Source organism: Maribacter sp. PR1, assembly GCF_028464145.1.
Lineage (GTDB): Bacteria > Bacteroidota > Bacteroidia > Flavobacteriales > Flavobacteriaceae > Maribacter.
Window position 1 is genome coordinate 101763 of record NZ_JAQPCG010000009.1, and the last position, 20153, is coordinate 121915.

Consider the following 20153-nt stretch of genomic DNA (forward strand, 5'->3'; position numbering starts at 1 on the left):
CCAGTTAATTGAACACTTACTGGAATACTATGCAAAATCAGGGGCTATAGTAGGCTTTTTTGAAATCTACAGTAAACCCTTTGGGAAGCCCTGTAAACACAAGAAATTTTTGACGCAAAAAATGACGCAATTTCACTAAAAAATAAAATCGCACCTATGGAAAAGCAATCAACAAATGACAGAACGAAGAAGGGAACCGGTGGTTATTCCAATATTACCATAAAGAAAGAAACGGCCACACGCTTTCGCAGTTATTCCAAAAAGTTCAACAAATCCCATAGTGAGGTATTGGTTGGAATGATACAATACTTCAAGGAGAACAACCTTAACCCTTTTGGGGAGGGAACAAAGGTTATCCTTGACAGTATCAAAAAGTTGGAGCGTCAGCTGATGAAGAAATATGATAGGATCATCGCCATTCTCAAGAACATGGAAAAGACCAGTATCTGGCCCACCTATGAAATGGTACTCATTCTTTAAGAGTCCTATGTAAAGGAAGGGAGGAAACCAAGACGGAAACCCGTCCAGATACAGGAAGAACGAATGGATTTTTTGGAGCCCAGAAACACCGTTCCGAAAACAGAACACGATAGAATACTAAAAGAATTTGAAAGCTATAAAAAGCGTTGCAATGAAATCCTCCACAATGTGGAGAAAGTGGAGCCTATTATGGACAAACCACATCTAAAAATCAATATGTGCATCGGGGATTTTGAAAGCCTGAAATATCAATTAAGATAGCGCTTATGTACCTTACCATCTCGGCACAGAAAATGGGCAGTACCTACAACTCCAGTGTAGGGAACTATGTGGATTATCTGGAAAAGGAGAACCAAGATAGGTTGCCCGAACAAAGGGAAGAGTTCTTTGACCAAGAAAATGACAGCGTACGCCCACAAACGGTCATTGAGAAAATAGATGCCAATACTGCAAAACTAAGGCAGAAAGACCCGAAATTCTATTCCATAGTGGTCAGTCCCAACCAAAGGGAACTGAAGGCCATTGGAAATGACCCAAACATGCTAAGGGAATACACAAGGAAGCTCATGGAGGATTATGCCAAGAGTTTCCATAGGAACCAAGAGGTCAAGGCCGAAAACCTGAAATATTACGCTAAGATCGAGCATGAACGCACCTATCGGGGATTTGATAAGCAGGTTCAGGAGAATGCACCCTACCGAGGGGAGATAGCAAGGCTCAGGAACGAGATACGGAAAGTGGAAAGGGGCGAATCCATCGGGAATGTCAATGAGCTTGAAAAAAAAATCAAAGAACAAGAAAGATTGGCCCCACTCAAACAGAACGGACAGTTGGTGGCCGCAGGGATGCAAAAAGAGGGGCCACAGACCCATATCCACATCATAGTCAGCAGAAGGGACGTGACGAACACCTATACCCTTTCCCTAATGTCCAAGCCCAAGGCATCCGAAGTGGAACTGAACGGAAAGACGGTCAAGAGAGGATTTGATCGGGACAGTTTTTACCAAACGGCCGAAAAGACCTTTGAGGTTCAAACGGAACTATGTGGAATCCTATGTGGGGAGAAAGGCCCATGCCAAGGAACCGGGGAAGTTCTTTGCCAAGGTCATGGGACTGCCCACGAAGGAAAAGGACATGGTGTTTAAGCTACTTAAAACGATGGGGGTCAAAGCTCCCAGTATTCCGACCAATAAAGTACAAATGGCGGCCAAGATCATCAAGGCGCTTGGAAGGAGCATCAATAAGGCGAGGGGTACAGGTGAGGATATGGGCTACTGAAATCCAAAAAGTAGGTTGCGCCCTGTCGGGTTTTTGCTTCACACTTATCTATCGGAACACTACAAAAACTCTACAGGATCCATGCGCAAAAGTTGGGGGTAAGATTTGGGGTTCTTATCGTTCTACTTTTAAACAGTTCGGTTTTAAGGGGAGCTTTCACCGAACCTATTATAGCTTATGATCATACAGATGCCGGTGAACACAAAAAAAGTGTATCACATATAGGATGCCGAGCAAGTTATATTAAAAGAAAAAAAGTGGTTTAAGGCAAAAAGAAATTATTATTTAACTTTAGAGAACTGGACTAGGGCTTTTCATAGGATACAATGTTGGCGGTAGTTATTTTTCACTTCCCGATAAGTACTTCATAGTCTTTGGGTATTTCTACTCCTTTAAATTGATTTGTTAGACCGTAAAATATTGTAATGGTCAAAACAAATCCAAAAATCAAAATTGCAGTTGCTTGTTGTTTCGGTGTCAGGTTTAAGAATTTTGACTTCATTTTTTTGTTGTGAATTGCTGCTACGTGCCCAAAAAACGAAAGAATTGCAAGTCCGTAATACGGAATGAAAAATAAATTGAAAGGAAATGAATTTAGTCCTGAAACACCAAAATAAAAATTAGTGTCAAGATGTAGAAAAAGCCGACCACCTAAAACGGCACTTAAATGAATTATGAAAAATATTGCCAAATAAAGTCCTGTCCAAATATGAAGTTTGTCAAATTGAGATGTTGCTATTTGTCGGTGAGTTCTAAAAAGTTTCAGCCCTGAAATAATTTGAACAAGTATTGCAAGCAACAAAACTGTTTCAACAAATATGTTACGATAGAAATGTCGGAAATTGTTCATTATTTCTATGTGTTTGTCAGCACCAAAAATGCTACAAAAATGATTGAATAAATGCAGTCCAATAAAAATCGTTATCGTCAGTCCTGATATGTAATGACTTTTCTTAATTGTCATATTCTACCTGTTTTGTCAACTATCGAGTAATTAGCTTTTGTTCTTTTTGAGAATAGAATCCACTTCAAAATACTTGTTAGTTTTCATACTAAGTGAAAAAGCCGCTGCCGCTGCCGTGAATACGGAGTAGTCCAAAGATGCTTTCAAGCCTGTCGTAAATGTCATGGACAAGGCAAAACACAACAGTAAAATACCACTGAGCTTTGCAAATAGTTCGGTTTTAAATCCAGTGAGCAGACAGATGGCAAAAACTACTTCAAGCACGGTTGCAATAAGTCCGACAAATGGAACAAAAATATCAGGTATCCATGGGAGTAAGGTATGGGTGTAATTTAGAAAGTTTTCCCAATTTCCCCACGCAGAGACCTCTTTGGGCCAAGAGCCCAATCGGTCAAAAACAGCTGACAGAAATGCAGTTGAAAGAGCAACCCGTAGAAATACTTTTATGATTTTTTCTTGAAGATGATTCATAGCTCGTTATTGTAATAGTTTGAAAAATACGTTGCGAGAGTGTCTTCCGTGACTTTTTCGTCATACTTGTAAGCTGGCGATTTCAGGCTTTTCACGCTTTCAACTTTTACTTTTACCGCACAATGCACGAGATATTGAGATCCGTGGTTTTCCCAAAGTGGTTTTCCAACAAAGTCGTGTTCGGGAGTCCCTTGCTGAAAAAGGGTTGCTTTGCCTTCAAGACAGAACCCTTTTCGTCTAAAAAAATCAACCACGTTAATGGCTATTTTCGGATTGATTTTTATATTCTCAACGGTATTAAAAGACTCGATATGTGCAAAAATCACATGATACTCGTCCCAAACATCTAATGACGCTTTAGGAGAAAGATTTGGGCTACCATCAGGATTGACGGTAGCCACAAAACAGAGTTTTGCTTTTTTAATTATTGTTTCAACTTCTTGGCTTATTCTTTTCATTTGACTGGATTATTCTTGTGATTTAAAAGGCTCCAATAATGTTCCTCTACCTATTCTGTTCCACGCGTTGATACAAGTGGCTGCCATGATGATGTCCGCTATTTTTTGGTCGTCAAACAAATCTTTTGCTTCTGTATAAACAGCATCTGTGATTCCTGCTCTGGTGATGTGCGTAACTTCATCTGTCAAACGCAAAATGGCACGCTCTTCATCTGAAAAAAACGGGGCATCTTCCCAAGCTGACAAAGCATGTAGCCTGTATTGTTTTTCTCCTTTCTCGATAGCTTCCTTGGTATGAGATTGGATACAGTAGGCACAGCCATTTATATGAGAAGCCCTGATGTAAATCAGCAAAAGTTCAGCATTGGTAAGTGAACTAGCTCTTAGTTGTTTGTCCAATTCGATGAGAGGCGTGTAATATGAAGGTTGGACTTGATGAATGTCAATACGTTTTGTGCTCATAATTTTTTGTCTTAAATGATTAATGACACAAAAGTATCGGGCTCAAATGAGGAAAATCTTAATCTATTTCAAGAAATGATATCATATGGTATTGCTCCGTATTTTGCTATAAAATTCTGGGGTCATCCCCAAGTAAGATGCAATCACATATTGAGGTACTCTTTGTAGGAATTCCGGGTTTTGGCTAACAAATTTTTGGTATAGTTCTTTCCCCGAATAGCTTAACATGTATTCAAGTCTCCGCTGTGAGGCAATAAATGTTTTTTCCATTATTATCCTGAACAGCGTATTGATTTTTGGGATTTCCAAGGTAAGTTTTTCAAAAGACGTTTGGTTCAAGGTTAATAGCAAGGTATCCTCAATTGCCTGTATATAAATGTTCGATGGATTTTTGTTGATTAAGCTGTCGTATTCTGTTATCCACCAGTTGTCAAGCCCAAAATGGATGATTTGCTCATTGCCTTTACCATCAATATAATATAACCGTACACAGCCCTTTACCACAAAATACTTTGCCGTACAGGTTTGCCCTGCTTTGAGTAAGAAATCCCCCTTCTTTAACACGGTGTTTTTTAGGAAAGACTGAAAAAGTTCGTTTTCCTCTTCGGTCAGTTCAATGTATCTTTTTATATAGGATGATAAATTGTTGTTCACTTTCATTTTGTTGAATGGCCTGTAGAAAACAGTTGCGGTGTAAAAGCATTTCACTTTCAAACCGCCACAAAGTTACATAATTGTAATATGCTCTAGGCAACCACTTGACTGAAATTGCCTATGTATATTGTTAGGCGTTTTCATTTTTTGGAGATGGTGCCATCAATGGAATACTTACCTGCTCCCGTAAATATTAGGCTAACAGCCATTCCAATCCACAGGAGGAAAAATTCATAGCCTTCACCCGGCTGATTCCCGAACCAATTCATAAAAAAGCCATTTTGGATATGAGACGTGAATACAATGCCAAATGCTAAAAAAATATAGCAGACAGCAATCGGTCTTGTAGCTACACCCAAAATGAGGGCAATAGCACCGATAGATTCTAGAACAATGACCAAAAATCCGATAATCCATGGCAGACCAACGGTTTCAGTAAAGAAATCCATTGTGCCTGAAAATCCATAGCCACCTAACCAACCTATAAGTTTTTGTGCTCCATGTGCGAATACCACTATACCTAACATTACACGAATAATAAGTGGTGCATAGGAATCTGTAGTTTGAAATAGTTGACGTTTCATATTTTTCGATTTAATTGTTATAGTAAAATTTTTCTTTGATAATTTTTCCGTCCTTCCATTCTTGGACAGACACTTGGGAATAATTCCGTACGCCCCATTCTTTGTGCGTGTAGTCATAATGCCACTCTACCATAGTCGTATTTTCTCCGAGTGTTACTTTTAGCGGATTGGCACCTCTAAATTCTGTAATGTTGCCAAAAAATTCTTCTTCACGTTTTCGGTTGGCTTCTTTACCAACAATGGGTTCAGATTCATTTTCCTGCATGATGACATTTTCATCATAGTATTTTTCAAAGGCTTCCATGGCCTTACCTTGAAGAACCAAGTCATTCAAGTCTGACATTTTTTCTAATAATTTTGACATATCCTTTGTATTTAAAATTTGATATGACAAAGATCAGCAAGGAAAAGCTATCAGCAATTCACATAGGAGTAAAAAGGATGTTCACATAGATTAACAAAAAGCTAACTTTCTTAGATAAGTTCTGCTCTTATTTTGCTAAGAAATTGCTTTGTTATTCCAAGGTAGGAGGCGATAAGGTACTGTGGTACACGCTGTTCAATGTCACGATACTGCTTACGAAAATTGAGGTATCTTTCTTTTGCGGTGAGGCTGAAGTTTCTAACGATTCGCTTTTGAGAAGCCACATAGGCTTTTTGTATAATGATTCGAAAAAAGCGTTCCAGTTGTGGGATTTGCGCATATAAAAGTTCGAGGCTTTCGTGTGAAAATTGTGCCACTGTTGTTTTCTCCAGGCATTGCACATTGTAGTCGGCAGGTTCTTGTGTGATAAAACTACCCAAGTCAGCTGTCCACCAATTTTCAATGGCAAACATGACGACATGTTCGTTACCTTCTGTGTCTATAAAAAAGGTTTTGGCACAACCCGATATGACGAAGGATTCATATTTGCACACCTCTCCCTGCTGTACAATATACTGCCCCTTTAGGTAAGTTCTAATCTTCACATGTTCTGACAGAACTGTAATTTCTTGCTCAGTCAGATTGATGTATCTTTTTATATAGGATAATAGATTCGTGTTCACTTTTTTTAATTACTGCCAACGCCCTGCTAAACGCAGTGACGTTCTGGGTTTTAAACTAAGTGAATTTATTCACAAATAATTTGAAAGACAATAAGAACGTTGCCAAATTGCCTTTAGGTGACGTTGGGTCGGGTTTTTGGTGTTTTCGATTGTGGGGCCGTAGGTTTCGGGTCCCGACTGCATTGGCAATTTGGTTTAGCTATGAACAGTACGGTAGCAAACTGGCATTTGCTTGTCGCCACGCGCGTAGCGAAATCTTATTGTTTTGTTCTATTTTTTCTTGCCCTGAGCAAAATCCATAAGATTTTGCGGTCTTCATAAAAGTACGCAAACCCTGAGATTAAGCCCAAAGCCCGTAATGTTAGGAGGTTGTGTTATGCACAGGCATTTTTTTAGTCTTTGGATGCTTTCCCCTTCATCCATACAGGCGTAGTGTCCGATTTGTGATTACCGCCAATTATGTCCTTGTATAGTTCAGGTCTTCTAGCATTTTTGTATCTCCAACCTCCCGAAAGTTGGATTTTATCTTTTGTGATTTTTGAAATTGTAATTTCGTCTTCAAAAGATTTGATTTCGGACAAAACCTCTCCATAAGGGTCGATTATCATCGAATTTCCATTTTTTAAATGTTCGCCGTCATAACCAATCGGGTTAGTGAATGCGTAGTAAACTCCATTATCATATGCCCTTGCAGGTAGCCATCGCATTAACCAACGTCTACCTTTGGGTCCGTCAAATTCCATTCTTAATGAAACTGGGTCGTTTTCACGATTTTGCCAATATTTATCATCTACATAATCTCGATGTGGCATTGCAGATGGTGTACAACCTGTTACGTGGGGAGCAAAGATTAGTTCTGCTCCTAGAAGGCTTGTCGCCCGAACGTTTTCTATTACGTTGTTGTCATAACAAATCAAAATTCCACATTTCCAACCAAGTAAGTCAAATAGACAATATTCGTTACCAGCAGACATATATTTACTTATAAAAGGATGAATTTTTCTATACTTAGCCACTATACCGTCTTTAGTAACGCAGATATAAGTATTGAAAATTTCTCCATTATCTTTTTCCACAAGACCAGCCAAAATCGGTATATCGAATTTTTTGGAAATCGCAATTAAGTTCTTCGTACTTTTTCCATGCGGCACTTCCTCTGCTAACTCTGTTATTTCCTCCAGATTTAAATCCTTTGTAAATGTATATGCGGTAATCGACATTTCGTGAAAACTGATTAAATCCGCTCCGTTAGATTTTGCTTTTTCTGTAAGTTTTCGGATTACCGATAAGTTGTATGTTTTATCTCCATTTTTCGGTTGAAATTGAGCAACAGCAATATTTAGCTTATCCATATGATTAACAATTTGAATGCAAAATTATGGATTGATTTCTTATGAAAATTGGACAAACCCGACAATTGATAATTCTTAAATCTCAATAAGATTAACGGCAAGTCGCGGTGTATTTAGATATTTAGAAGGTACCAAGCCTACTGTTTTTTTAAATTCTTTTATAAGATGAGCTTGGTCGTAATAGCCAGCTTGAAGGCTTAAATTAGTCAAAGAAGAAAAACCACTTTGATTTCTCAATAAACTTAAAAAGTAATGTAGTTTAATATTGCTGATGAATTTTTTTGGATTAATACCAATTTGATTGAAAAACATTCTTTGCACTTTTCTCTCATTGATCCCTGCCTCTTTACAAAGTTCATTAACAGAGATGTTACCCCTTTTTTTGTGAACAATTTGAATGGTATTAATTAGAATAGGATTTAAAGTATAATCAGATAATTTTAATTTTTTAGTGAAATAGAAATTTAAATAATTGATTACTTCACTAGGATTTGAGCTTAATTCCAAGCGGTTCTTAAGTTCAAGAATCTCTTTACCAAAAATTAGGTAAGAGTCTTCAAAATCATTAAAATAATTAGTTGCAGAAATACCAGTTAAGCCATATAAGCCAAAAGGTTGAAATAATACAATTACTATAGATGTAGTTCCTTTGATGCTAAAATCTTGATTTTCTGAAATTTGTCCAAAAATGAAAGTTTCGGGTAATGCAGCCTTTGAATTTAGCGAAAGGAATTCCTTTTTTTTTAATGTAAAGACTAGCCCATTATAACCATTTGAAAAATGTCTATATCGTTTTCGACCATTAGACGGAATGTCAAATATTAAATAGTGTTTAATAAATTCACAAAGATTATGAGATGGTGCGAATTGCATAGTATTAATATTAAATACACTAAATATAATTCATGTCGATTGGCTGCTTGTGCATAACGCCCTGCTATACGCAGTGACGTTCTGGGTTTTAAATTATGTGAATTTATTCACAAATAATTTGAAAGACAATAAGAACGTTGCCGAATTGCCTTTAGGTACTGTTGGGTCGGGTTTTTGGTGTTTTAGATCGTGGTGCCGTAGGTCTCGGGTCCCGACTGCATTGGCAATTTGGTTTAGCGGGGCGTTGGGACGGATGCCCAAGGGGCGGGAATTGCGGAACAATGTAGCGACTTGGTTGGGGCCGGAGGCTTTCAAATGTTCGTTAAGGCAGATAGTTTACAAAGTTAAAGGGACATAGTTTACACCATATTTTGACTTCAACAATTGACAAATAGTTCAATTTACCTTGACCAGATAGTTTGTTTAGAATATCATTTGCACGAGCTTCCTCTTTTAATAAAAGTGTATTCAATCCGGCAATGGATTCCGTCCTGGTGTAGTTTCTTTTAATGGAACCTTTTTGATGATCCCAAAATATTTCGGATATTGAAAAACCAGTTGCGATGGAAGTTGTTTTTCGCAAATGGGTAAGGCGAAAAATGATAGGGTACGAGCCATCTTTTTTCGCTCTTCTGTTATCCAATAACAGGGTCAAATACGTTCTCATTTACTTCAAGTTAGAAAAAAAATTTGCAAACAAATGCTTGATTTCATTTGATGTCAATTGAGGTCAATTGAGGTCAAAATAAATGTAACATATTGAATTTCAATAAAATATATTGATTTTGGTTTTTGGAAGATTTACCCTTAAAGCGGCGGTTGAGCATCCCCCTTCAAGACAATGAACCAATTACATTATGCTTTACGCTTTGTACCTTATACCCGATGGTTTCCTTTTGGGGCAATATTCATTCTTTATGGAAAATATGGTGCTGTGTTGCCGTAAAGTAATCCAGAAACACCCGGTTCAAAGGATGTCCGTTACCCGCTGCCCGTACGCCGAGTTTTGGATATATGCCGATAATGGCCTTTGAAATAGAGGGTACCGAACCGGATGCTCTTTGATGTATTTTGGTCTTCCATGGAATGGGAATATCCTGAGCCTTATTTATTTTTGTCTGTATTTGATGGGCATAATCTTGTAAAACACCCAGTTCTTCGTGAAGTAAGCTTTCAAGGACCGTAAGGGAGGTACCTTGCCGGTTCATCTTTTGGGCTTCCATTAAAAAATGTTCCGCCATGCCGATATAGTTGACCCATAGGGTCAAATCGGAAAAAATCGAAAAGGGCACCTTGAATATAGGCTGTGGCAAGTATAATTTGTCATATAAAAAACTGTATTTCGCATGAACCCATTCGGACCGAACCGCAAAGGAATGGGTCGCGGTGGCCTTTAGCCCCATGGTCTTCCAGTCCTCGATAATCTGTACCTGCTTTATTGGAAGTACGAAGGATCGTACCATGGGTTCCCCATTAGTGTCCACCACTTCCCTACCCGATTCCCAAATCTTAGCGTTTAAGGTAAAATGGGTAAGCAAGGGTGCACCTGTGGCATAGCGCCATTCCCCGGAAACCACGTACCCTTCCCCATGTCGTTCCGCGATACCCGAAACCCCTCCACTTCCTCCGAAAATAGGTTTTTTCGAACCAAGAAAGATTTCCTTGGCCACGGTCGTTTTAAGGTTGCCCACAAAAAAGTTGGCTCCGCTGCACAGGGTCACGGTCCATCCAAGACTGCCGTCAATCTGGGCCAAAATCCGTAATGCTTCCAAGCCCTGCAACAAGGACACTTCCATCCCACCGTAAACCTTAGGCACCCATAGGTTCCAGAGATTTTTGGAGGCAACTTCCTTTAACACCTCATCCACAAAGTAGTCCCTTCCAAAGGTCAGCTTCTTAAAGGCCAGCATAGGTTCTATCGCTTTCATTGTCCAGTATTTTTTTCCATTCGATATATCCAGAAACGGCTACTACGAATAAAAACGCGGTGAGCCCGGCATAGATATATAACCCCTTATATAGTAAGAGAGGTATGGATATCAGGTTGCTGATGTTCAAATATATCCAGTTTTCGATCTTTCGTTTGGCCATCAGCCACATCCCTGCCCATGCAAAGGCACAGGCCAAGGCGTCCCAAAAAGGCACATCGGAATCGGTATGTTGGGAGAGCCAATAAGCCATCAACGCAAAGCATCCGAGAACGATGCCCAGGGCAATAATCTTTTCTTTACGTGTTGTATAGGAAATCGGAGCTGCCTTTTGCCGTTTTCCCATTTTCCAATAGAACAGGCCGTAACAGCTCATCACAAGGTAATAGAGATTGAGGAGGATGTCGGCATAGAGACGGGATTGGTACATCACCCAAAGGCTGATCAGTATGGCCACGATCCCGAAAAAATAATTGTTCACGTTGTTCTGTCGTGCCAATAGCACTTGAACGACACCGAAGGTCGTACCCACCCATTGTAAGATATTTAATTGTGAAAACAGTTCCATGATTTTCGAGTATGGTCTATAAACGACATGGAGACCCAAAATGGAACACGGGCCGCAATGGCCCATTTACATTCCCTACGCCAGTATTATCTGGATCAGGTGTGAAGTCCTCGACTTCCGGGTATGATCTCAGCCCTTGTAAAGGGCACCCCATGTTGGGAATAAAGTTAGGCAATCCCAAGGACTTTCCGACCTTGATTTCGGGGTGCGCTATGGAATCGTGAAAAATCCAACAACTTTAGGTCCCTTTGGTATATCCCTGTTCCGGACCCTTAAATATCGACCGTACTTCCCGGTGTACCTTGAGGTAATGTTCGTGCAATTCCTTATCCGTAATATGTACTGGTTTTGGCAGGCCCTTTTGGATATTAGGCTTGGGAAACCGCACCTTTCGGTCCTTCCCATCCGCAAAGACCACAAACTCCCCTTGTAGTAATCGAAAGAAAACCTCCGCCCTACGTTTGGACACCTCCTTCTCCCCTTCCGTGATGCGTCGCTCCAGGCTCAGCCCCGAACTTTTGCTCACGCTACGGGTAGGCATTTTGACCAGTTCAAAGAAGCGCTCATAATATCTGGCCGTATCCGGATCGTTCACCTTGCCAAAGAATTGATAAGACAGGTTGGAGAGGATGGCCTTGCTGGCCTTTTCCCCGTACATCATATCGTTCTGGACCTTGTCCTGCAACACGTATACACTTACAATGTCATAGCTTCGCAGTGTGGCCGGGATGCGGTGCATGTTCAACAACCGGAGCGTCGAGGCCTCTTCCAACAACATGAAGGAAGGTTTGCGGTAGCGCTGGCTCATCTGTTTGGATATGGTATGGATGATGGTGGCGATGACCGGGGAAAGGGAAGCGTCCTTCTGTGGATTGTTCACCAGGGCGATGACCGAGGGATGCCTTTCATGATTGAGGTCCAGGGGAAGCTCGTCTGCGGAGAGTACCATGAAAATTTTTCGGGTGCTGATCTTTTTGATGGCATTGGCCAAAGTACTCAACACCCCTGCCGTCTGCCGCTCCGACCCTACCCCGCTGACAAAGGCATCGGCCATGGCACGGGAAGTGATATTTCCTCTTAAGAACTTTATCAGGCTTTTAATCCCCAATTGTTGGTACAGGGCCATCAGGTGCGGCAAGGTACAGAAATCGGGGTAATCCGTTTTGAGCCGCCATATGAGCCCACTGATCAGGCCTTCCGCCGCATCCTTAAAGAAACGGGAGGTACTGTTGTCATCGGAATCCCGGTGCTCCATCAGGTTCTCCAATAGCACCCGGGACACCTCATGGACACTTTCCTCATCGGGCAGGTATCTCGGGGCGATGGGATTCACCCGATTATAGATCGGTCCAAAGGAGACGATATGGAAGGGTACACTTTGATCCTTCCACAAAGGGCAGGCCATTTCCGTGATCTCGAAATCCTTATAGTCATGGATGATCCCCGAGAAGCCCTGTTGACTAAAGTGTTTTAAAAAACCATAGATCACGCTCTCGGTCTTCCCGCTCCCGGCCGAGGCCATTACGGACACTCCTCTTCGGATGTTGCCCAATATCAAGGGACGGCCCCTTACCTTCAATTTCACCTCAAAGACCTTGGAAGGCTTATGGGTGTCCCTGTAATAATCCACAAGGGCAAAGCTCACGGTATGTACGAACAAAATGGGCAGCCACAGCCACAAGGAGGTTTCCAGAAAGGAGGCCCAACCCCAAAAAATCCAACTGACTATGGCCATAGCGACGATCAGCCCCAACATCAGGACCGTCCCATATTTAATGTACCGAGTGGCCAGTAAGGATAGCCCTGCCCCTATAATTAAACAAACCCCTATTTCCATCCATCCCAGATTTTCCATTGTCCTATGTGTTATATTCCTATCGAACCCGATTCCAGGGCCTTTCCGATACCCCGTTTCAATTGCATTAAGGCCTTATAGGCCAGCTGAGCCTTGTTGACGGGAATGTTCGGTATGTTAATTCCCGCCTTGAACAACAATAGTTTTGCCGCTTGCCTTTCATTGTGGGGAAGGCCCAAAAGTGCGGTAAAAAAACGTTTGGGATCCTTGTCCAAAAGGTTACGGGCATGGTAGGTCTCCACAAAGTTCCTGCGGTATCCGAACTGCCGATCGAATGTCTTTTCGGCTGCCCTATAGAATTTGTCCCGGTCAAAGCCCTGTTTGACCTTCACGCCGTGCAGGATGGTCTCCGAGGTCCGGAATTTGGATCCTGGGGACAGGCTATGGGTATTGGTGGCATCCATCCGGCTAACAATGATATGGATATGGCTTTGGTGGCCCTTTTTGGCCATCCCGGGAACGATGCGTTTACCTTGCAATTGATGTGGTGCCTCCTTTTCCAAGGCCTGTATCTGCTCCCGCAGCTTTGCGACATCCCCTTGTTCCCTTCCTTCGTGGATGGCCCTGGTCCTATTTTGAAGTTCCAATATTTTGCTGGCAAACGCCTGGTTTTCTTTGACCTCCCGATCTTTTTCGGAATAGGTGCGTTCCCGCTCCAGTTTTGCAAAATAGCGGATATCCCCTACGGTCACTTGCCGGTCGCGATAAAAAGAGGCGGCATAGGTCTTCATGACCTCTCGGGTATATTGCCGAAGCTTTTGGGGGTCGTTCCCGATATGTTCGAGTTCCCGTTGGGAGGGGCTGACCACTAGGGAATAGAACTTGGGCTCGTGCTTTTTGAGCTTGGCCGTATTGGCATCGATTTCGGCAATGACCCGTTCCACATCGATATGATTTTCCTCTTGATTGAAATAGTGCTCCTGTTCGCCAGGTGCCTTTCCTTCGTTTTCCTTCTCCAGATAATTGACAAAATCCCGGACGCTTCCCCGAAAATTGTTACCTAATTGTTGGCGTGTAATGGCGATGTACATGGTTATCTATTTTTGAGTTTTGTTCGGTATTTCTCGATTGCCCCGGCATTGAGCTCCACTTGGAGATGGTCCTTGCCAAATGGGTTATGGAACACGGAGATATGGTCCAGTACATAGGCAAAATCATCCTTAAGTTCTTGCAATTGTTCCTCCAAACGGTCATAGCGGATCTTGGGAACGGTAATCTCCGTATCCAAGGCTTCGGGTTCGGTGGTCTCCTTGTTCTCCGTCAACCGTTCCTCGATAAAATCAAAATCGGTGTCCCATTCCTCTCCGTTGGATTCCAGTTCCTGTTCAAAGAGCGCCTGGATCATGCTTACGGTAGGCAGGGTCTGTTCCTTTTCGATACTGCGCATGATGGCCACCACGGCATTAAAGCGCCGTTTGATCAGGTATTTTAAGCTGGCAATGGTCTCGTGTATCCGCTCGTCGGGGGAGATTCCGTTATGCTCGAAAAATTCCACCATGGCCAATAGGGTCATGGAATGTGATTTCCCTTGGCGTTTGGAAAAGCCCTTGAATTTCGTGAGTACCGATCGTTTGATGCACACGGTCCGAAACGGTTCCTTTTCGTATCCCTTATCCATTTTTTTAGCTTAAAAATTTATTGTTTTTATTGGCCCCAGCGCATTTTTACGTTAAAAACGTTCCAAGGCCCAATCTCTTAAAATATCACATCCCCTGTAAACAGGGGTTCTGCGAAGCAATCCTGATCGGTAGGACGCGCGAGCGTGCTACCCTCTTGCTTCTCCTTTTTGTCCCGCAGGGACAAATAGGATTCGCACAACATGACCCAAGGGTCGGTTGCTTATGTTCTAAAAATCAAATCGAAGGGTACGGACTTTGGGAAAGTCAAATCAATGTAGCTATCCGTACGTAAAATGTGTTGTTCAACAACATGGTAAATATATGGAATTTAAGGGTTTAATAGGCCAAAAAGCCCATCATAATAAATGGGCCTTTTTGGCCTTGTTTGAAGGCTTCCCCTTGGGGTTCGCTTAGCATCGTGGGCTAACAATTACATCAACCCATGATCGGCAAAGCTGTAATATCCGCCATCGGGTGCCAGGATGATATGATCCAGTACCCTGACGTCAAAAAGTTTGGCCGCCTGTTGGATTTTTTCGGTCAATTGCCTGTCCGCTTGACTTGCCCTTAGTTGACCCGATGGATGGTTATGGGCAAGGACGATGCCCGTGGAAAGGGTCTTTAGGACTAGGGCAAATAGGATGCGCATGTCCACCAAGGTACCGGTAATACCGCCCGTTGATAGGGGGTAGATACCTTTGACCCTATTGGACTGATTGAGCAATAGGACCTTGAAGGTTTCATGAAGTCCAATGGTCTTTTCGTCCCAGTTCTTGAAAAGTACTAGGGCTACATCGTCGGAACTGGTTATGGATGGGGATTTCAGGGTACTGATTTTTTCCCTGTAGCTGATCTGTATTTCGTTTACTTTATGTCCCATAGGAATATGCTTTGGGTTGAAAATGGAAAAAGGGCACCCTAAAGTGCCCTGTCACTTTGCTTAGTCCGCACCTCCCAATAACAGGATCTCACTGGCCACGACTTCGTTCACATAGCGTTTGTTACCCTCCTTGTCCTCATACGAACGGGAGGTCAGTTTCCCTTCGATGGCGATTTCCTTGCCCTTGGTCACGAATCCCTCGATGATGTCGGCCAATTTCCCCCATCCGATGACGGTATGCCATTCGGTATTGGTCACCCGATCCCCTTTGGAGTTCGTGTAGTGTTCATTGGTCGCCATGGTCAGGCGTGCCACACGTTTTCCCTTGTCAAGATTTGTGATCACGGGTTCTTGCCCCACGTTTCCGATCAACTGAACTTTGTTTCTCAATGTACTCATACGAAAAAGTTTTAAGTGCCTGCTCGGTGCAGACGGGTTAATGAATTCCCCAATTATTTTTGTATTTGGTTTCCCAAATTTTAAGGGGCGTTTGTTTGGTTTCCTTCGTGCACAGCACCATAAAAGAAGGGGGTTCTGTCAAGGCTTTTGACCGTAAATCGGGAGGGTCCGCGACGTAGCAAATCCTTTGGGGTTTCAAGGAAGTGGATACCCGATTTATGGACAAAACCTGTCTTGGCCTTGACGGGTTCGACAGGGCCTTAGGAAGTCCTTCGGACCCAAGGGCCAGCGAGCGTACGGGTAGTTAAGCGAGTGCAGGTATTGGCGTTCTGATTGGAATTCCTTGGACCCTGCCCGGTTTTTCGATGTCCCGAAAAACCATCAGGGCTTCTTTTATTATGGCCCCCTTAAAATTTGATGGGCGGGCGGACGGATTTGAGGCCTTCTTCCACAAAGCCCCAAGAAGGGTTTGTAAAGTAAGGGGGCAACAAAAATCCGTTCGGGCGACTTCCTTAAAAAAGCATAAACCTAGGTTACTTTGTGATGAATCGAACCTATCTTCCCATAGGTCCATAAGCACCTGTATAACATCCTTACCTATCCTGACCAAAATTCTTTTTATTCCCGATCATGCTTTCCCATAACCTCGCATACATTTGGGCAGTGGTCAGTTGCATACACCAACCTTGACATCCATACTATTTCAGATGGTGCTGCCTAAGCATATTTTGATAAATGGTTTCAATAATAGGGCACTAGTTGATGCATCAATGGCATGCTTTAGGAGTAAGGTACCATTGGATACAACGCGGACTTAAAACTGATTTGGATTCCCTAAAATCTAAGCAGTTCACCCCCTAAATTTTAGTGTTAAGCGTATAAGGGCAATCAACCGTTGGTCGATGAACGACAGGTTTAATGGATGTTCAGGGAATCGAGCAGATTTCGTCAGTACATGGATACCGTTCGTAGATAAAACACGCTATTTTTTATAAATCATTCAATATTTGTACAAAACCCGAATAAAGAATTATGAAAACACTTTTACTTTTTAAGGAAATCTATAATGAAGCGTTTAAAAGTATTCAGAATTATATCGTGAAGCACTATTTCAAGGCTTTTACCATTTTTACCATAGTAATGTTTGCTATTGTATTGTATGCTTTTCTATATAGGTTAAGTACAGGATTTGTATTTTCCAATATCTGAGAATTAACCCAGGAAGTTTTAAGAATAAAGTACTTTTGACTACATCGCTCTTTTTTATTTGTGCCTTGATACTATTGATCCTAATCATGACCCTAGGCATGTAGAGGAACCATTTGCATAATTTGCTCCGTAGCAAAATACTTTATACCCTATACACATCTTAACATAAGCAGGAAAGCTATTGAGTTTTTCCGAGCTTTTCGAGCCATGGTTCATGCGGAACTAGCCAAAACTTCGGTCAGGAAAAACGGAATCGATAGCTTTCCTTTAGCAAGAGGACTCCCGCCTATTATTTGCTCAGGAATGAAGCCCTTCGACATCCCTCAGGATAGGCTTACCTTCCCAGTCCCAATAGCTATCGGGATCCGTGCTTTTTTAAAAGAACGTATGGACCAACTAGGGTTTGTAGGTTGGCACCCCCTCTTCAGTTTTCCCTAGTAATTTTCACATCTCAATTTTAACATTTTTAACAACTTGATTATCAATATGTAAGAATATATATTGATGATTATTTAAAATTAGTCTAAATAAAATTTGTGTAAAAAAACACAGGGCTTTAAATTCGCGGCTCATTATTTAGAATAATTATAAATAAAATAAGTTATGAATAAAATCTACTTCGTATATATCTTCATATTTGGTGTATATAGCATGAGCTTTGGGCAAAATCCTTCTATTGAAGGAAAAGTGCTTTCCGATTCCGGCGCTCCGATAGAGAACGCCAATGTCATTATATTAAACTCGACTATTGGTACAATTACTAATACCAATGGCACTTATAAACTAAAGGGAGTTAGCCCGGGCAGGTACACCGTACAAGCTTCCTATATAGGCTATGAAACTATTGAAAACACAATTACCGTGAGGGAAGGAATCGCCGTAGCGCTGAATTTCACCCTAGGTGAATCCGCCACGCAACTGCAAGGTGTGGAAATCATAGGTCGAAAGGAACGAAACTATAAAAACACAACTTCTTTTGTTGCCACAAAATCCGCAACAAAATTGGTTGACGTACCCCAAGCCGTAAGTTATGTAACCAAAGAAGTTATATTGGACCAAGCGGCATTTACGGTCAACGATGTAGTTAAAAATGTCAGTGGTGTTAATCAGTTTTCATTTTATAATGATTTGACCATGCGGGGGTTTCGTGTTCAGGGGCAACGTAATAATAGTATCCTTTTAAATGGCTCCCGCATGATGACCAGTTTTTGGAGCCAACAGATCATTCCGCATGTGGAACGTGTCGAGGTGATAAAAGGTCCTGCATCCGCCCTATTCGGTAATGCCTCTCCAGGTGGAACCATAAACACGGTTACCAAGAAACCACTAGAAACAACCAAACAATCCATCAGTGCAAGTATGGGGAGCTTTAATACTTTTAGATTATTGTCCGACTTTACAGGGCCAATGACCAAAGACAACAAGTTGTTGTATCGTTTAAATATAGGGTATCAAAACACGGACGGTTTTAGGGACTTGCAATTCAACAAGAACATTGTTGTTGCCCCATCGTTTTCCTTTATCCCAAACGAAAAGACCCGTTTGAACTTTGATGTGGTCTATCAGGACAACAAAGGTCGTTTAGATCGCGGACAGGCCGTTTTTGGAGACGGTAATCTTTACTCAACACCAATTACTACCTCCTTAAGTGCAGAAAATGACTATTTGAACGAACAAAACTTAAATGTTACCTTATCGTTTCAGCATAAGTTCAATGAAAACATAAGTTTTAATAGTTCCTATCTGAATTCCTCTTATGACGAAGACCTATTGGAGCATAGAACTGCCAATAACTTTTTAGCGCTCGGGGATGGTTCTTTTGATATTACCCAAGTAGCCATGCGGGTGTTTATCCGTAAACGATCTTGGAACAATCAGAACTTTACGAATTACCTCAATTTTGACTATGATCTTGGCAACTTAAAAAACAAGTTGTTGGTGGGCTATGACTATTTCCAACAAGAACTGGAACCCGGGGGTTCTCAATTGGAGGCTAATGCCTATCTTTTACAAAATGGAACCGCAACCAATTCGTTCAATGTCGCCAATATTGATAATTATGTGCTTGACCAGGATGGAAATCCTGTCGCCAATGTAGCACCTTTTGATTTAACCTCTACCAACGGGAATGCCATGCGGGACATGAGCACTTACGTGTATTCCATTAGAAACTATGATCGGTACAAACAGACCGGTAATGGTATTTACCTACAAAACCAGTTCAGCTACAAAAAGTTCAATCTTTTGGTAGGCCTTAGGTACGATGATTTTACCGATTACTTAAATTACAATACCGTTGCGGAAGAAAAAGTAAAACAGGATGCTTTTTTACCTAGAATAGGTATGGTCTATAAGGCAACACCAAATATAAACCTATACGGTACTTGGGTTAAGGGATATCAACCCCAAACGGCTACCGAAATAAATAATCCCGAGGCTGGAGGACCCTTTGACCCTTTGACCAGTGAACTGCTCGAAGCCGGGGTAAAATCAGAATGGTTCAACAAAAGACTGAGTGCTACTTTGGCCCTTTACAGCCTAAACCAAAAAGGAGCTTTGTACAACGCCAATGACTCCAGTAACTCCGATTTACTACAACAGGTCGGTGAAGAAAAATCGGAAGGTGTGGAATTGGATGTTTATGGACAGATCTTGCCCAATTGGAGCGTTATTATGAACTACGCCTATAATCATGCCTATTTTACGGAGGCGGATGAATCCACGATCGCTATTTTTGGCGATCAAAAACCCAATGCTCCAAGAAACACTTTCAATTTTTGGACAAAATATATCATTGACCGTGGCGATTTCAACGGTCTTGGCTTTGGACTCGGGTATGATTATGTAGGGGAACGAAACGGTTCTATTGTCAGGGACCCGCAGTTGATTCCTATTTTTCCAAGCTATGGATTGGTCAATACCGCTGTGTATTATCAGGTTGATAAATTTCAGATACAATTGAACTTTAACAATGTATTCGACAAGACCCATTGGGTAGGAGGATATGATTTCTTGAGAGCCTTCCCAGGGAGACCCCGAAATATAATGGCAACCGTCTCTTATACCTTCTAG

General features: G+C 41.7%; 22 protein-coding genes and 1 pseudogene. 5 read left to right on the forward strand and 18 right to left on the reverse strand.

All coding sequences use genetic code 11. The features are described 5' to 3' along the window. The first annotated feature begins 156 nt into the window (after positions 1 to 156). The 3 genes and pseudogenes from PP182_RS17805 to mobB (PP182_RS17815) all read left to right on the forward strand — a co-directional run bounded on the left by PP182_RS17805 (position 157) and on the right by mobB (PP182_RS17815) (position 1758). The gene (locus PP182_RS17805) at positions 157 to 480 is read left to right on the forward strand and encodes a BfmA/BtgA family mobilization protein (protein ID WP_272652622.1); all 324 of its coding nucleotides are present in this window, start codon (positions 157 to 159) and stop codon (positions 478 to 480) included. A 63-nt stretch (positions 481 to 543) separates the two neighbouring features. After that, the gene (locus PP182_RS17810; RefSeq protein ID WP_272652623.1) at positions 544 to 741 is read left to right on the forward strand and encodes a hypothetical protein; all 198 of its coding nucleotides are present in this window, start codon (positions 544 to 546) and stop codon (positions 739 to 741) included. A 32-nt stretch (positions 742 to 773) separates the two neighbouring features. Then, positions 774 to 1758: pseudogene (mobB, locus tag PP182_RS17815) on the forward strand (MobB family relaxase). A gap of 346 nt (positions 1759 to 2104) precedes the next feature. On the opposite strand, the gene PP182_RS17820 reads toward mobB (PP182_RS17815), so the two are convergent. From PP182_RS17820 to PP182_RS17905, 18 genes are all read right to left on the reverse strand, one after another. Further along, positions 2105 to 2722, reverse strand: coding sequence for a hypothetical protein (locus PP182_RS17820; RefSeq protein WP_272652624.1), 618 nt, complete (start codon positions 2720 to 2722; stop codon positions 2105 to 2107). A gap of 30 nt (positions 2723 to 2752) precedes the next feature. Next, positions 2753 to 3193 carry a DoxX family protein gene (locus PP182_RS17825; protein ID WP_272652625.1) on the reverse strand — a complete coding sequence of 147 codons (441 nt, stop codon included), beginning with the start codon at positions 3191 to 3193 and terminating at the stop codon, positions 2753 to 2755. Next, positions 3190 to 3651 (reverse strand): pyridoxamine 5'-phosphate oxidase family protein, encoded by a 462-nt coding sequence (locus tag PP182_RS17830; RefSeq protein WP_272652626.1) that lies wholly within the window; start codon positions 3649 to 3651, stop codon positions 3190 to 3192. Before PP182_RS17830 ends, PP182_RS17825 begins: the two co-directional genes overlap by 4 nt. A 9-nt stretch (positions 3652 to 3660) precedes the next feature. Beyond that, entirely contained in the window at positions 3661 to 4113 is a 453-nt protein-coding gene (locus tag PP182_RS17835; protein ID WP_272652627.1) for a carboxymuconolactone decarboxylase family protein, read from the reverse strand. Positions 4114 to 4194: 81 nt separating this feature from the next. Beyond that, entirely contained in the window at positions 4195 to 4767 is a 573-nt protein-coding gene (locus tag PP182_RS17840; protein WP_272652628.1) for a Crp/Fnr family transcriptional regulator, read from the reverse strand. Positions 4768 to 4907: 140 nt separating this feature from the next. Next, positions 4908 to 5351, reverse strand: a complete 444-nt coding sequence (locus PP182_RS17845; protein WP_272652629.1) for a DoxX family protein — start codon at positions 5349 to 5351, stop codon at positions 4908 to 4910. Between the two features lie 10 nt (positions 5352 to 5361). Continuing rightward, positions 5362 to 5715, reverse strand: a complete 354-nt coding sequence (locus PP182_RS17850; protein WP_272652630.1) for a nuclear transport factor 2 family protein — start codon at positions 5713 to 5715, stop codon at positions 5362 to 5364. A 110-nt stretch (positions 5716 to 5825) separates the two neighbouring features. Continuing rightward, positions 5826 to 6398 (reverse strand): Crp/Fnr family transcriptional regulator, encoded by a 573-nt coding sequence (locus PP182_RS17855; protein ID WP_272652631.1) that lies wholly within the window; start codon positions 6396 to 6398, stop codon positions 5826 to 5828. Between the two features lie 392 nt (positions 6399 to 6790). After that, a complete protein-coding gene (locus PP182_RS17860; protein ID WP_272652632.1) occupies positions 6791 to 7750 on the reverse strand; it encodes a nitrilase family protein in 960 nt (319 codons plus the stop codon). Positions 7751 to 7825: 75 nt separating this feature from the next. Continuing rightward, complete coding sequence (locus PP182_RS17865; protein ID WP_272652633.1) at positions 7826 to 8623, reverse strand: helix-turn-helix transcriptional regulator; 798 nt, start codon at positions 8621 to 8623, stop codon at positions 7826 to 7828. Positions 8624 to 8945: 322 nt separating this feature from the next. Next, entirely contained in the window at positions 8946 to 9290 is a 345-nt protein-coding gene (locus PP182_RS17870; protein ID WP_272652634.1) for an Arm DNA-binding domain-containing protein, read from the reverse strand. A 241-nt stretch (positions 9291 to 9531) separates the two neighbouring features. After that, positions 9532 to 10551, reverse strand: coding sequence for an acyl-CoA dehydrogenase (locus tag PP182_RS17875; RefSeq protein WP_272652635.1), 1020 nt, complete (start codon positions 10549 to 10551; stop codon positions 9532 to 9534). Then, positions 10520 to 11119 (reverse strand): nicotinamide riboside transporter PnuC, encoded by a 600-nt coding sequence (gene pnuC / locus PP182_RS17880; protein ID WP_272652731.1) that lies wholly within the window; start codon positions 11117 to 11119, stop codon positions 10520 to 10522. The genes PP182_RS17875 and pnuC overlap by 32 nt, the downstream gene beginning before the upstream one ends. A 238-nt stretch (positions 11120 to 11357) precedes the next feature. Then, positions 11358 to 12854 carry a type IV secretory system conjugative DNA transfer family protein gene (locus tag PP182_RS17885; RefSeq protein WP_419197740.1) on the reverse strand — a complete coding sequence of 499 codons (1497 nt, stop codon included), beginning with the start codon at positions 12852 to 12854 and terminating at the stop codon, positions 11358 to 11360. A 131-nt stretch (positions 12855 to 12985) separates the two neighbouring features. After that, positions 12986 to 14005: a MobB family relaxase gene (mobB, locus tag PP182_RS17890; protein WP_272652637.1), complete on the reverse strand. Its 1020-nt coding sequence runs from the start codon at positions 14003 to 14005 to the stop codon at positions 12986 to 12988. A 2-nt stretch (positions 14006 to 14007) separates the two neighbouring features. Further along, positions 14008 to 14592, reverse strand: coding sequence for a BfmA/BtgA family mobilization protein (locus PP182_RS17895; protein ID WP_272652638.1), 585 nt, complete (start codon positions 14590 to 14592; stop codon positions 14008 to 14010). A gap of 431 nt (positions 14593 to 15023) precedes the next feature. Then, positions 15024 to 15473: a JAB domain-containing protein gene (locus PP182_RS17900; RefSeq protein WP_272652639.1), complete on the reverse strand. Its 450-nt coding sequence runs from the start codon at positions 15471 to 15473 to the stop codon at positions 15024 to 15026. A 60-nt stretch (positions 15474 to 15533) separates the two neighbouring features. Further along, a complete protein-coding gene (locus PP182_RS17905) occupies positions 15534 to 15872 on the reverse strand; it encodes a single-stranded DNA-binding protein (protein ID WP_272652640.1) in 339 nt (112 codons plus the stop codon). Between the two features lie 1032 nt (positions 15873 to 16904). Here PP182_RS17905 and PP182_RS17910 point away from each other — a divergent pair. Together PP182_RS17910 and PP182_RS17915 are read left to right on the forward strand one after the other, a co-directional pair. Beyond that, a complete protein-coding gene (locus tag PP182_RS17910) occupies positions 16905 to 17081 on the forward strand; it encodes a DUF6747 family protein (RefSeq protein ID WP_272652641.1) in 177 nt (58 codons plus the stop codon). 603 nt (positions 17082 to 17684) lie between these two features. Beyond that, positions 17685 to 20153: a TonB-dependent receptor gene (locus tag PP182_RS17915; RefSeq protein ID WP_272652642.1), complete on the forward strand. Its 2469-nt coding sequence runs from the start codon at positions 17685 to 17687 to the stop codon at positions 20151 to 20153.